Raw genomic sequence first — 13,433 nt, forward strand, 5'->3', positions numbered from 1 at the left:
ATCGATGCGCGTCGCGCTGCAGGCGCTGCGCGAGCGCCATCCGGCGCGCATCGTGGCCGCCGCACCCATCGCGCCGGCGGGCGCGCGGCATGCGTTCGGCGGTCTCGCCGACGCGTTCGTGACGGTGTCGCAACCGCTGCGGTTCTGCGGGATCAGTCAGTTCTACGCGCGTTTCGAGCAGACCGAGGACGACGAAGTGCGCGCGCTGCTCGACGCGGCCCGCGCGCGGGGCGATGGCGCTACGTTCGCCTGATCCCGCGCCGGCGCGTTCCGGCGCGCACGGCCTCGGCCAGCGCGAACACGCGCTGCAGTGCCGGATGGACGTCGCCGCGCCAGCGTGCGCCCGTGAACAAGCCGTAGTGGTCGCATGCGGCGATATCGATGCGGTGACGTTCGCCGGCCGCGAGGCCGCGGCACATATCGAGTGCCGCGTGCGTCTGTCCCGCGCCGGTGACGGCGTCGCACGCGCCTTCGACGGTCAGGAGCGCGACACCGCGCAGCGCGGCCGGCTCGACGCGCCGGCCGCCCACCTCCCACGTGCCGTTCGCCAGGCACATCCGCTGGAACACGATATCGACGGTATCCAGGAAGTACTCGGCCGGCATGTCGAGCAGCGCCGTGTATTCGCGCAGCGCGCGCCGCGCATCGGCCAGCCCCGTCATGTCGAAGTGCGACGCGGCGCGCGCGTAGTCCTCGATCAGCAGCATGAAGCGCTGCGGATAGAGCAGCGCGATCTCGCCTTGCTGAAGATAGGTCGGGAACACGTGCCGACCGTGGCCGGGAAAGCAGGGCGGCACGATGTCGATCAGGTGGCGGCGACACCACGTCAGCGAACGGGACGCGGCGGTGGTGCCGAGCGTCGTCGGATTGACGCGCGCGTCGAGCGGGCCGCCGATCAGCGTGATGCTCGCCGGCGGCGGCAGGCCACGCGCGGCGCGCAGCGCGAGGGCGCCGAGCGCGGGTACGGTCGCCTGGCATATGGCGACGACGTGTAGCGGCCGGTCGTTCTGTACGAGCGCATCGACGAAGCCGTCGAGCGTCGCCACGTACTCGTCGAGCCCGAAGCGGCCCGACGCGACCGGGATGTCGCGCGCATTGACCCAGTCGGTCACGCACACGTCGCCGTCGGCCAGCAGCGTCTCGACGCTCTCCCGCATCATCACCGCCGCGTGCCCGGCGAGCGGCGCGCACAGCAGCACCGTGCGCAGCGCGTCCTCGCGCGCGAAGCGCCGCAAGTGACAGAACGGCGTGCGCGCGACCAGCCGTTCGTCGACCGCCGGCCGCCGGATATCGAAGCGCGGCGGTCTGGCGGGCGGCCCGAGCAGCGGCTCGAACAGGTCGTCGTAGCACGACGACGCGGTGTGCGGCAGCGTCGCGGCCGGCCACGCATCGAACGCGTGACGCGTTGCCGCGCGCCATGCGCGCATCCATTCCCGCTGCTGCTCGACGACGGCATACCACATGGAGAACCTTGATGCGGAAGAGGCGTGAATCTGCATTATGGCCACTCCAGACGCGCAGCGGGTGCCGGATACGTGACCGAATGATGTGGGTTAAACGTCGTCGTGCTAGGCGGTGTCGCGCGGCGCTGCTACAGTCGTCGGTCCCATTCCCTCAAGCGGAGCGTTTACGATGAAGCTGATTGGCATGCTGGATTCCCCGTTCGTGCGCCGTGTCGCCATTTCGGCGAAGCTGCTCGACCTGCCGTTCGAACACGAGTCGATCTCGGTGTTCCGTCACTTCGACCGGTTCCGGACGATCAACCCGGTCGTCAAGGCGCCGACGCTTGTGACCGACGACGGCACGAAACTGATCGACTCGTCGCTGATCGTCGACTACCTCGACCATCGCGTCGCGCCGGAGCGGCGCCTGCTGCCCGACGCCGCCGATGCGCGGCTGCGCGCGCTCGTGCCGGTCGGCTTCGCGCTGGCGGCGGCCGAGAAAACGGTGCAGGTCGTATACGAGCAGGCGCTGCGGCCGGCCGACAAGCAACACGCACCGTGGCTCGAGCGCGTGTTGAGCCAACTCGAGGGCGCGTATGGCGAACTCGAGCCGCTCGTCGCGGCCGCGAGCGGCTGGCTCGGCGGCGCGCGCCTGCTGCAGTTCGACGTGACGGTGGCGGTCGCGTGGCGGTTCACGCAGTACATGGCCGCCGCGTATCCGGCGCTCGGCCGGATCGATCCGGCACGTTATCCGGCGCTCGCAGCACATTCGGCGCGTGCCGAGGCGTTGCAGGCGTTCGTCGAGACGCCGCTGGACTGAAGCCGGCGGGTGGCTGCCTGCTTTCGTGCGACGCCGCGCCGGGAAGTGCGCGTTGCATCGGTCCGTTTGCGCTGCCGAGCCGGCCGCTCGTCGCCCGTTCGGCCCCGCCGGACAAAGGAATCGTCGATTGTTCGCAGCTCCCGACAAGTGACTTCGCATTCGCGCTGTTTATCCGGACGAGTCCCGTCCCTAGAATCCACTCCATCGAATATGTATTGCCTGATGGAGCCGATGATGAGAGCGCTGATCGAATCGAGCCTGTACCACCCGTCCGTCGTGTTGCCGCTTGCCGCGCTGACGCAGTTGATGGTCGAGCGCGATTTCAATCTGAGCCAGGTCGGGCTGATCGTCGCCGCGCGTGGCGCGCAGGCCGCGGTGTCGCGCTCGCGCGCGCTGATCTTCTGCCGTCACTGCGAAGCGCACGCATGAGCGTGCCTCTTCCGTGCATATAAAAAAACCCGACCGGCGCAAGCCGGTCGGGCGGATCGGATTCGATCGAGCCCCGGCTTCGGCCGGGGCTTTTTCATTGTCGACGTTCAGGCGCGGGCGGGCGACCCGACGCTGTAGATTTCCGCGGCGTCATCCTCGCGCAACTGGCGCACGAGCTGGTGTGCCTCGCGGCGCGACGCGACGGCCGGCGGCGAGCCCTTGAGCGGCTGGCGTGCGGTTTCGGCGAGTGCGACGACCGACACGATGCCGATCACGGCGGCGCCCATCATGTAGTACGCGGGCATCATCAGGTTGTGGGTCACGTCGACGAGCCAAGCGGTGACGAGCGGCGTCGTACCGCCGAACAGCGACACCGACACGTTGAAGCCGATCGCGAGCGCACCGTAGCGGATTTCGGTCGGGAACAGCGCCGGCAGCGCCGACGGCATCACGCCGGTGAAGCACGACAGCAGCACGCCGAGGATCAGCAGGCCGGCGAACACCGACGCGGTGGTGCCCGCATGGATCAGCAGCAGCGACGGGATCGACAGCACGAGCAGGCCCACGCAGCCGGCGAGCATCACCGGCTTGCGGCCGATCCTGTCCGACAGGCGGCCGGCGGCGAGCGTCAGCGGCATCATCAGCACCATCACGATCAGCACGAGCACGAGGCTGTGCGACTCGTCGAAGTGTAGCGTTGACGACATGAAGCTCGGCAGGTACGACAGCACCATGTAGTCGGTCACGTTGAAGATCAGCACGAGGCCGACGCAGAGCAGCAGCGCGCGCCAGTTGCGCATCAGCGTTTCGCGGAAACGCGTCTTCGGCACGGCCTTGTCCTGCGCTTCGCGCTCTTCGGCCTGGCGCTTGAACGCGGGCGTTTCCTCGAGCTTCATCCGGATGTACAGACCGATCAGGCCGAGCGGGCCCGCGATCAGGAACGGCACACGCCAGCCCCACGACAGCAGCGCTTCCTGCGACAGCGACGCGGTGAGCAGTGCGACGACACCGGCGCCCATCACATAGCCGATCAGCGTGCCGAACTCGAGGAAGCTGCCCATGAAGCCGCGACGCTTGTCGGTCGAGAATTCGGCGATGAAGGTGGCGGCGCCGCCGTATTCGCCGCCGGTCGAGAAGCCCTGCACGAGGCGGGCGACGAGCAGCAGGATCGGCGCCATGATGCCGATCGACGCGTAGCTGGGGATCAGGCCGATCGCGAAGGTGCCGACGGCCATCATGATCATCGTGGCGGCGAGCACGCGCTGACGGCCGATGCGATCGCCGAGCGGGCCGAACACCATGCCGCCGAGCGGGCGCACGAGGAACGCGGCCGCGAACGTGCCGAAAGTCGCGAGCAACTGCGCGGACGGGCTGCTGGACGGGAAGAACACTTTGCCGAGCGTGACGGCGATGTAGCTGTAGACGCCGAAGTCGAACCATTCCATCGCATTGCCGATGGCCATCGCGCTGACGGCGCGCTTGAGCAGGCTCTGGTCGACGACGGTAATGTCGTCCGCGACGAGCGGGGCCTCGGCGGACGACGGGGAGGAAGAAGCAGCGGTCGGGCTGACGTGTGTTGCGGTCAAGGTCATGCACTCCTTTGACTGCGCCGAACGGGCGGGCCGTCCGACACGGTTTGCCGGCAAGCGCGATGTCGCGTGCTGCGCGTCGGGGCAAGCCTTTAAGCACTTACTGCACATCGGGCGGCAAGAAGCTGCAAGGGACTGCTTCGACGCGGGCCCGATGGGCCGTCGCGACGGTGCGCTCATGAAGAATGGGCCGCGTGATGCGAGCGGCAGATGCCGGTGCGGACCAATGTCCGGCGTTCCGGCAAGCGCCCCGGAGGGGCAACGAAACGAGAAAAGCGGGCCTGTCGGGCGGGCTTTCCTGTGGATGCAATTTCGGTCGAAGTACCGGCCCGCAACGCGCGGACGGACTTCTTTCGAAATCGAATAGACAGAGATTGAATGTTGAAACAGGCGACATGATAGCACGATGACGGACGATCGCGCAAATTGCCCCGGAATCCCCCGTGTGGTGGGGCTTCCGGGCCGACCGGCTCCGGTATGATCGGCGGCGCGCGGCGGGGTCGCGCCGCCCTCGGGACGGGGGCCGAATCTGCGAGGAACCGGATGACCGAACTGATGAAGATCGCGGCGTTGTTCGCCGTCACTGCGCTGGCCGAAATCGTCGGCTGCTACCTGCCGTGGCTCGTGCTGAAGGGCGGACGGCCCATGTGGCTGCTGGTGCCGGCCGCGCTGTCGCTTGCGTTGTTCGCGTGGCTGCTGACGCTGCATCCGAGCGCGGCGGGGCGCACGTACGCAGCGTACGGCGGCATGTACATCGCGGTGGCGCTGATCTGGCTGCGGGTCGTCGACGGTGTCGCGCTGACCCGTTGGGACGTGGCTGGCGCGGTGCTCGCGCTCGGCGGGATGGCCGTCATCGCGCTGCAGCCGCGCGCGTGAGCGCGGCTGCGGGCGTGGCCGGCGTGGCGCCGCGTCAGGCGGCCGCGGCGGTGTCCGCGTCGGCGCTCTTGCGCCACACGCAGGTGCCCTTGACGGACTTGTCGAGCTCGTCGAGCTGGGTCTGGTGCGCGGCGAGCTCGTCGTCGCTCGCGGCGAGAACGGGCAGGTCGAGCGACGCGAGCGATACGCGCTGGCCGTTCGCGGCAGCGCCGGCAGCATCCACGTCGTCGAGCATGTCGATCACGAGGCTGTCCTGGCCGCGCGTCATCGCGAGATAGACCTCGGCGAGCAGCTCCGAGTCGAGCAGTGCGCCGTGCAGTGTCCGGTGTGCGTTGCTGATGTCGAAACGGTCGCACAGCGCGTCGAGCGAGTTGCGCTTGCCCGGGAACATCTGTTTGGCCTGTACGAGCGTGTCGATCACGCCGCCGCAATGCTCGGTGAACGGCGGCAGGCCGAGCCGTGCGAATTCCGCGTCGAGGAACCCGAGGTCGAACGGCGCGTTGTGAATGATCAGCTCGGCGCCCTTCACGAAGTCGCGGATCTGGTCGGCGACTTCGGCGAATTTCGGCTTGTCGCTGAGGAATTCGGTCGTGAGGCCGTGCACCGCCAGCGCGCCCGGGTCGCTTTCGCGCTCGGGGTTCACGTAGATGTGCAGGTTGTTGCCGGTGAGCCGCCGGTTCAGCAGCTCGACGCAGCCGATTTCGATCAGGCGATCGCCCGTGCGGGGATTCAGGCCGGTGGTTTCGGTATCGAGAATGATCTGGCGCATGTCAGGTAAATCGGGAAAGACAGTAGGGCGGCCTGGGCTCAGGCCGTGAGCGATTCGACGCCGCGATTCGCGAGTGCGTCCGCGCGTTCGTTTTCGGGATGGCCGGCGTGGCCCTTCACCCAGCGCCACTCGACCTCGTGCTGCGCGACGAGCGCGTCGAGCCGCTTCCACAGGTCGGCGTTCTTCACCGGCGTTTTCGCCGCGGTGACCCAGCCTTTCTTCTTCCAGCCGTGGATCCACTCGCTGATACCTTTCTGCACGTATTGCGAGTCGGTATGGACGATCACGCGGCACGGCCGCTTCAGCGCCTCGAGCGCGGCGATCACGCCCATCAGTTCCATGCGGTTGTTGGTCGTGTCGGGCTCGCCGCCGAACAGTTCCTTTTCGCGGTCGCCGTAGCGCAGCAGCGCGCCCCAGCCGCCAGGGCCGGGGTTGCCCTTGCAGGCGCCGTCGGTATAGATGTCGATGGTGTCGGTGGTCATGAGTGTTCTTGATGGGTGGTCGGGGTGGCCGCCGGCGTCAGGCCCGGCGCGAGCACGGGCTTCTTCTTCCTGATCTGGCCGACGAGGCGCATGCCGCGCACGCGCTTGACGGCCGTGACCATGTAGACGGCGCCGAAGATCGGCCACCAGCGGTCGCCGGCGGCTTCCATGAAGCCGTAGCGGGCAAGCCATTTGTCGGTGACGAGGGGCGGACGGTAACAGCCGAACCGGCCGCGCTCCAGATCGAAGCCGAGCAGCTTGATCCAGTCCTTGAGCCGGATGAACGCGATCTGGTCGCGCGCGGCCGGCACGAACGGCCGATTGGCCATCCGGCCGAACGATTGCCGCATCCCCCACAGGCTCAGCGAATTGAAGCCGGTGATCACGAGCTGGCCTTCCGGCATCAGCACGCGTTCGGCCTCGCGCAGCAGGCGGTGAGGGTCGGACGTGAATTCGAGCGTGTGCGGCATCACGATCAGGTCGACGCTTTGCGACTCGAACGGCAGGTCGAGCAGATCGCACCAGGTTGTGCTGCGATCGGCCGGCGCATGCTCCGGCGCGTGCGCTTCGCGCGCCCACGGGTACTGGTACGGCGCGCTCGCGCCGCTCGCCGGATCGAGCACGAGCCCGCGATACGGCATGCGGTTCTCGCGCAACGCGTCGAGCTGCGGCAGCCCGAGCTGCAGTGCGTGAAATCCGAAGACGTCGGACACGATCCGGTCGAGCTGCGCCTGCTCCCAGCCCAGTACGTAGCGGCCGGGCGGCGAGTCGGTCCAGGCGGGCCAGTCTATAATTTGTCGGTCAGACATAACGATGATTGCGCGCCCATGAACGAGCTGGAATACGTGCCGGTACCGGCATTCGAGGACAACTACATCTGGCTCGTCTCGGACGGCTGCGATGCAATCGCCGTCGATCCGGGTGAAGCCGCGCCGGTGCGTCGGGTTCTTGCCGAACGCGGCTGGCGGTTGACCGCTATTTTACTCACGCACCATCACGCCGACCATGTCGGCGGTGTCGCGGCACTGCGCGATAGCCAACCGGACGATGTGCCGCTGACCGTTTACGGCCCGGCGGCAGAAGCGATCGGCGTGGTCACGCAGCCGCTCGCGGGCGGCGATCGCGTGACGCTCGACGCGCCCGCGCTCGCCTTCGACGTGCTCGACGTGCCGGGTCACACGCGCGGCCACATCGCATACTTCCAGGCGGCGGGGCGGGGCGCCGCGACCCCGCATGTGTTCTGCGGCGATACGCTGTTCTCGTGCGGTTGCGGCCGCCTGTTCGAAGGCACGCCCGCACAGATGCTCGCGTCGCTCGACGCGCTCGCGGCGCTGCCGGGGGACACGCGCGTGCATTGCGCGCACGAATACACGCTGTCGAACATCCGCTTCGCGCTCGCGTGCGAGCCGGGAAACGCGGCGCTCGCCGCATGGCGCGACGATGCGCAGGCGCTGCGCGCGCGCGGCGTGCCGACCCTGCCCACGACGATCGCGCACGAGCGCGCGGTGAACCCGTTCATGCGGGCCGGCAGCGATGCGATTCGTGCGACGCTCGAAGCCGAGCTTCACGAAACGGTGCCGGATCGCCTCGCGGCCTTCACGCTGATGCGCGAGTGGAAAAACCGTTTCCGGTGACGCATTCCGGAGGACTCCAAAGCTCAGGTTGTATCTGTAAAAATTGCTCCAAATGTAGGATTTCGCTGAGTTTTCGGTGTTTTTATTGACGTGAAGCACGCACTTCCGTAGTATCGCCTGCAATTTCCAGCCGTCGGAAGCCGAGATTTTCATGCGACTTATATTGAGCGCGCTGATGGTCCTGCTACTCGCCGCTTGTGCGAGCCAGGGCCCTGTCGCGAACAACGCCGCCGATTCGCAGGCGACGTCCACCTACCTCCGTAAATCAGCCACCGCCAAAGAAACTGTCGATGTCGACAAGCAATCCGTCGGCGACCTGACCAGTGCAGACACCGATCTCTGGGCGCGCATTCGTCGCGGCTTCCAGATGCCGGATCTGCAGAGCGACCTCGTCGACATGCAGACGACGTGGTACACGCAGCGCCCGGATTACGTGCAGCGCATGACCGAGCGCTCGCAGAAATATCTGTACCACATCGTCGAGGAACTCGAAGCGCGCCACATGCCGACCGAGCTCGCGCTGCTGCCGTTCATCGAATCCGCGTACAACCCGCAGGCGCTGTCGGTCGCGAAGGCGGCCGGCATGTGGCAGTTCATGCCGGGCACGGGCCGCACGTACAACCTGAAGCGCAACATGTGGCAGGACGAACGACGCGACGTGCTCGCGTCGACGAGCGCGGCACTCGACTATCTGTCGCGCCTGCATGACATGTTCGGCGACTGGTATCTCGCGCTGGCGGCGTACAACTGGGGCGAGGGCAACGTGCAGCGCGCGATCGCACGCAACCAGGCGGCCGGCTTGCCGACCGACTACCAGAGCCTGCGGATGCCGAACGAGACGCGCAACTACGTGCCGAAGCTGCAGGCGGTGAAGAACATCATCGCGAATCCGCAGCAATATGGCCTGACGCTGCCGGACATTCCGAACCACCCGTATTTCGTGACGGTCACCACGTCGCACGACATCGACGTCGCGGTTGCCGCGAAGCTCGCGAACCTGTCGCTCGACGAGTTCCGCTCGCTGAACCCGTCGTTCTCGAAGCCGGTGATCCTGGGCGCGACCGAGCCGCAGATCCTGCTGCCGTTCGACAACGCGGCGGCGTTCGAGAAGAACCTGAAGGCGTACAACGGCCAGCTGTCGTCGTGGACCACCTACACGGTCAGCGAGCGCGCGCGCCCGGCTGCGATTGCCGAGAAGATCGGCGTCGACGCCGATACGCTGATGTCGGTCAACAAGATTCCGGCCGGCATGCGCCTGAAGCCGGGCTCGACGATCGTCGTGCCGCGCAGCGACGACGACGACGAGGACATCAGTGCGGATGTGGCGGAAAACGCCGTGCTCGCGATGGAGCCCGACGTGCCCGACACGCGCAAGATGCTGATTCGCGTGCGTCGCAAGCAGTCGATGGCGGCGCTTGCCGGCCGCTACGGCGTGTCGGTCGGTCAGCTGAAGGCATGGAACCGCACGCACCGCGATCTGGTGATGCCGGGTCAGGCGATCGTGTTGCACGTGCCGGTCGGCCGCGCGGTGCCGGCCGAGCCGGGTCCGGAGCGGATCGCGACGTCGGTCGGCGGCGCGCATATCGAGCGTGCGAGCCTGTCGGTCGGCGGCAAGTCGCGCGGCACGAAGCACGGTGCCGCGAAGCCGGCGGCCCGTAACAAGGCGGCTCCGACGAAGGCTGCGCCGGCCAAGGCTGCACCGAAGGCTGCCACCCACAAGGGCAAGAAGAAGTAACGCGATACAATCGCGTCGCGGCAGTCCGGCCGCGCCACGCGACGCGCACTGTCATTCGACGAAACGCGAAGCAACGCCGTCACCGAGGTGACGGCGTTTTCGTTTGTGCGCGGCGCGAGCCGCTGCTTCACCGGGTTCGGAATAACAACAGGAGAGAGAGGATGTCGTCGGTGCAGGTGAGGGTACTCGCGCTGTTTGCGCTCGGGTATTTCGTGTCGTACGTGTTTCGTGGCGTCAATCTCGGCTTTGCGCCGTTCGTCACGCACGAACTCGGGCTGTCGGCGGCCGATCTCGGGCTGCTCACCAGTCTCTATTTCCTCGGCTTCGCGGGCGCGCAGATTCCGGCCGGCGTGCTGCTCGACCACTTCGGCCCGCGCCGCGTGACGGCCGGCATGCTGCTGTTCGCGGCGGCCGGCGCGGCGGTATTCGGCGTCGCGCACGATCTCGGCACGATGATGATCGGCCGGCTCCTGATCGGTGTCGGTGTCTCGGTATGCCTTGGTGCGGCGTTCAAGGCGCTCGCGCAGCATTTCCCGGTTGGCCGGCTGCCGCTCGTCAACGGTCTCGTGATGGCCGTGGGCGGCCTGGGCGGTGTCGCGGTCGGCTCGCCGCTGACCTGGCTGCTCGGCTTGACGAGCTGGCGCGTAATCTGCGGCGGACTGGCGGTGCTGACGATCGCCGTCGCGGCCGCGATCGGTCTGGGTGCGCCGGAAGCCGAGCCGCCGCGCCACCAGGGCGGGCTCGTCAGCCAGTTCAAGGGTACGTGGCACATCCTGAGCAGCGGCGCATTCTGGAAGATCTCGTCGTTCTCGATCGTCACGCAGGGTGTGTTCTACGCGATGCAGTCGCTGTGGGTCGGGCCGTACCTGCGCGATGTCGCGGGGTTCGATGCGCAGCACGCCGCAGGGCTCGTGTCGGTGCTCGGCTTCGCGATGATGGCGGGCTGCGTCGGCTTCGGCGCCGCGGCCCGCGTGCTTGAGCGGCGCGGGGTGTCGGTCCAGGCGTTTTGCGGAGTCGGCATGGCACTGTTCGTCGCCACGCAGGTCGCGATCATCGCCCGCGTGCCGCTGCCGCCGGCCGTGCTGTGGGCAGCCTACGGAATGTTCGGCGGCGTCGGGATCCTGACCTACGCGGTGCTGGCCGGTCACTTCCCGGCTCAACTGATCGGGCGCGCGAACACGACGCTCACGCTCGTGATCTTCGTGCTGATCTTTGCGTTCCAGATCGGCATCGGCGCAGTGCTGTCGCACTGGCCGGCCGTCGACGGCCATTACCCGGTCACGGCGCACGTTACCGCGTGGAGCGTGCTGCTCGCGCTGCAGCTGGCGAGCGCGGTCTGGTATGTGTGGCCCGCGCGCCGCGCTGGCAAGCACGCCGATCCGGCGGTACGCTGACGGGTAGGGCGGTCGCGAAAAACGGGGCCGCAGCAACGCGTGCCGCGTGCGACTGACGCGGCGGCGCGCACGCCGTATTCATGATCGGACGGCCATATCGATTGAAGATAAGGTCATTTTCGGGCTATAATTTGAAAGTTTGTGCTGATCAACCTCGCACCCTAGCGCCTACCTCACTCATCCCGTTCATCCGCCGCACGCCGCCTGTCGGGCGACGCCGCGAAGCCTCATGCGCCACGCGCCGGGTTCGCGTCTCGACAACGCAGGTCGCGTCCCGCTAGCGATTCCGCGCGCCTACGCTGCGCGGCGCTCGCGCGGCAGGATAAACAGGTCGGCAGCAGGGTGTTCCCCAAGGAGCCTTCCGTGTTGCCGTCTTTTTCTCCCGCCTTGCTTGCACTCGCCGACGGCACGGTCTTTCGTGGTTATTCGATCGGGGCCGAAGGCCACACGATCGGTGAAGTCGTGTTCAACACCGCGATTACCGGCTATCAGGAAATCCTGACTGATCCGAGCTATGCGCGTCAGATCGTCACGCTCACCTACCCGCATATCGGCAACTACGGCGTCAACGCCGAAGACGTCGAAGCCACGAAAGTCCATGCCGCCGGCCTGATCATCCGTGATCTGCCCACGCTCGCATCGAACTTCCGCATGGACCGCACGCTGGGCGACTACCTGCGCGACGAAGGCGTCGTCGCCATCGCCGGCATCGACACCCGCAAGCTGACCCGTATCCTGCGCGACAAGGGCGCGCAGAGCGGCTGCATCCTGGCCGGCTCGGATGACGAGGCGAAGGCGATCGAGCTCGCGCGCTCGTTCCCGGGCCTCGCGGGCATGGATCTCGCGAAGGTCGTGTCGACCGCGAAGCCGTTCGAGTGGAAGCAGACCGAATGGCGCCTCGGCAGCGGCTACGGGATGCAGGAAGCCCCGAAGTACCGCGTCGTCGCGTACGATTTCGGCGTCAAGTACAACATCCTGCGCATGCTCGCGGAGCGCGGCTGCCACGTGACGGTGCTGCCGGCCGAGGCGAGCGCCGCCGACGCGCTCGCGCTGAATCCGGACGGCATCTTCCTGTCGAACGGCCCGGGCGACCCGGAGCCGTGCGACTACGCGATCGCGGCGACGAAGGAATTCATCGAGCGCGGCGTGCCGACCTTCGGCATCTGCCTCGGTCACCAGATCATGGGCCTCGCGGTCGGCGCCAAGACGCTGAAGATGAAGACGGGCCACCATGGCGCGAACCACCCGGTGAAGGATCTCGGCGACGGTCGCGTGGTGATCACGTCGCAGAACCACGGCTTCGCGGTCGACGCGGATTCGCTGCCGGCCAACGCGCGCGTGACGCACGTGTCGCTGTTCGACGGCACGCTGCAGGGCTTCGAGCTGACCGACAAGCCGGCATTCTGCTTCCAGGGCCACCCGGAAGCGTCGCCCGGCCCGCACGACATCGGCTATCTGTTCGACCGTTTCATCGCACTGATGGACGCGGCGAAGCAGCGCAACGCCTGACGCAACCGAAGCAACCGAAGAACGGGAGATTCGCATCATGTTCGGCCACGCACTCGGCATCACGGATATCTGGACCTACGTGTTCGGCGTGATCTTCATCATCCTGCTGCCGGGGCCGAACTCGATGTACGTGCTGTCGCTCGCGGCGCAGCGCGGCGTGAAGACCGGCTATCGCGCGGCCTGCGGCGTGTTCCTCGGCGACACGGTGCTGATGGTGCTGTCCGCCGCGGGCGTCGCGTCGCTGCTGAGGGCCAATCCGCTGCTGTTCTCCGTCGTCAAGTACGGCGGCGCCGCGTACCTGCTGTACATCGGCACCGGGATGCTGCGCGGCGCGTGGCACAAGCTGCGCACGCCGGCCGGCAAGCCGGCCGACGCGCCGCGCGCGGTCGACGGCGAGCGGCCGTTTCGCAAGGCACTCGTCGTGAGCCTCCTGAATCCGAAGGCGATCCTGTTCTTCATCTCGTTCTTCATCCAGTTCGTCGACCCGGCATTCCCGCATCCCGCGCTGTCGTTCGTCGTGCTCGGAGCGATCGCGCAATGCGCGAGTTTCCTGTACCTGAGCACGCTGATCTTCGCGGGAGCACGGCTCGCCGAGCATTTCCGTCGCCGCCGCAAGCTCGCGGCGGGCGCGGCGAGCAGCGTGGGCGGCCTGTTCATCGGTTTCTCGGTGAAGCTGGCGCTCGCCACCATGAGCTGAGCGCGGCCGCCGATCCGCGATAACGCCACGACAAAGATTACTTACTGAATTCACAAG

General features: G+C 67.3%; 13 protein-coding genes and 1 pseudogene. 9 read left to right on the forward strand and 5 right to left on the reverse strand.

What is annotated here, in order from left to right; genetic code table 11:
• Positions 1 to 253 (forward strand): annotated as a pseudogene (locus J7024_RS12125) (phosphoribosyltransferase); the annotation flags it as partial.
• Here J7024_RS12125 and J7024_RS12130 read toward each other — a convergent pair.
• On the reverse strand, positions 240 to 1,463 hold the full coding sequence (locus J7024_RS12130; protein WP_124829586.1) for a polyhydroxyalkanoate depolymerase: 1,224 nt from the start codon (positions 1,461 to 1,463) through the stop codon (positions 240 to 242). The pseudogene J7024_RS12125 and the gene J7024_RS12130 sit on opposite strands and share 14 nt — an antisense overlap.
• A gap of 169 nt (positions 1,464 to 1,632) precedes the next feature.
• Here J7024_RS12130 and J7024_RS12135 point away from each other — a divergent pair, with 169 nt between their 5' ends.
• Together J7024_RS12135 and J7024_RS12140 are read left to right on the forward strand one after the other, a co-directional pair.
• Complete coding sequence (locus J7024_RS12135; RefSeq protein WP_234745095.1) at positions 1,633 to 2,262, forward strand: glutathione S-transferase family protein; 630 nt, start codon at positions 1,633 to 1,635, stop codon at positions 2,260 to 2,262.
• Positions 2,263 to 2,493: 231 nt separating this feature from the next.
• Complete coding sequence (locus J7024_RS12140) at positions 2,494 to 2,691, forward strand: hypothetical protein (protein ID WP_096502972.1); 198 nt, start codon at positions 2,494 to 2,496, stop codon at positions 2,689 to 2,691.
• A gap of 107 nt (positions 2,692 to 2,798) precedes the next feature.
• Here J7024_RS12140 and proP read toward each other — a convergent pair whose 3' ends face one another.
• On the reverse strand, positions 2,799 to 4,283 hold the full coding sequence (proP, locus tag J7024_RS12145; RefSeq protein ID WP_124829584.1) for a glycine betaine/L-proline transporter ProP: 1,485 nt from the start codon (positions 4,281 to 4,283) through the stop codon (positions 2,799 to 2,801).
• A gap of 540 nt (positions 4,284 to 4,823) precedes the next feature.
• On the opposite strand from proP, the gene J7024_RS12150 reads away from it, so the two are divergent.
• A complete protein-coding gene (locus tag J7024_RS12150; RefSeq protein ID WP_124829583.1) occupies positions 4,824 to 5,156 on the forward strand; it encodes a YnfA family protein in 333 nt (110 codons plus the stop codon).
• A gap of 34 nt (positions 5,157 to 5,190) precedes the next feature.
• Here J7024_RS12150 and dnaQ read toward each other — a convergent pair whose 3' ends face one another.
• The 3 genes from dnaQ to J7024_RS12165 are packed head-to-tail and all read right to left on the reverse strand — an operon-like array spanning position 5,191 to position 7,216.
• Positions 5,191 to 5,925, reverse strand: coding sequence for a DNA polymerase III subunit epsilon (gene dnaQ, locus J7024_RS12155; RefSeq protein ID WP_124829582.1), 735 nt, complete (start codon positions 5,923 to 5,925; stop codon positions 5,191 to 5,193).
• A 38-nt stretch (positions 5,926 to 5,963) separates the two neighbouring features.
• On the reverse strand, positions 5,964 to 6,407 hold the full coding sequence (gene rnhA, locus J7024_RS12160; RefSeq protein ID WP_096502780.1) for a ribonuclease HI: 444 nt from the start codon (positions 6,405 to 6,407) through the stop codon (positions 5,964 to 5,966).
• Entirely contained in the window at positions 6,404 to 7,216 is an 813-nt protein-coding gene (locus tag J7024_RS12165; RefSeq protein WP_124829581.1) for a class I SAM-dependent methyltransferase, read from the reverse strand. The genes rnhA and J7024_RS12165 overlap by 4 nt, the downstream gene beginning before the upstream one ends.
• Positions 7,217 to 7,234: 18 nt before the next feature.
• On the opposite strand from J7024_RS12165, the gene gloB reads away from it, so the two are divergent.
• The 5 genes from gloB to leuE all read left to right on the forward strand — a co-directional run bounded on the left by gloB (position 7,235) and on the right by leuE (position 13,376).
• On the forward strand, positions 7,235 to 8,041 hold the full coding sequence (gene gloB / locus J7024_RS12170) for a hydroxyacylglutathione hydrolase (RefSeq protein ID WP_124829580.1): 807 nt from the start codon (positions 7,235 to 7,237) through the stop codon (positions 8,039 to 8,041).
• A gap of 151 nt (positions 8,042 to 8,192) precedes the next feature.
• On the forward strand, positions 8,193 to 9,776 hold the full coding sequence (locus J7024_RS12175; RefSeq protein WP_124829579.1) for a transglycosylase SLT domain-containing protein: 1,584 nt from the start codon (positions 8,193 to 8,195) through the stop codon (positions 9,774 to 9,776).
• Between the two features lie 161 nt (positions 9,777 to 9,937).
• Positions 9,938 to 11,170, forward strand: coding sequence for an MFS transporter (locus tag J7024_RS12180; protein ID WP_124829578.1), 1,233 nt, complete (start codon positions 9,938 to 9,940; stop codon positions 11,168 to 11,170).
• 363 nt (positions 11,171 to 11,533) lie between these two features.
• Positions 11,534 to 12,679 carry a glutamine-hydrolyzing carbamoyl-phosphate synthase small subunit gene (gene carA, locus J7024_RS12185; RefSeq protein WP_124829577.1) on the forward strand — a complete coding sequence of 382 codons (1,146 nt, stop codon included), beginning with the start codon at positions 11,534 to 11,536 and terminating at the stop codon, positions 12,677 to 12,679.
• A gap of 37 nt (positions 12,680 to 12,716) precedes the next feature.
• Positions 12,717 to 13,376, forward strand: coding sequence for a leucine efflux protein LeuE (gene leuE, locus J7024_RS12190; protein WP_124829576.1), 660 nt, complete (start codon positions 12,717 to 12,719; stop codon positions 13,374 to 13,376).
• Positions 13,377 to 13,433 lie beyond the last annotated feature (57 nt).

The sequence above is a fragment of the Burkholderia sp. WTPI3 genome (genome assembly GCF_021483755.1).
Lineage (GTDB): Bacteria > Pseudomonadota > Gammaproteobacteria > Burkholderiales > Burkholderiaceae > Burkholderia.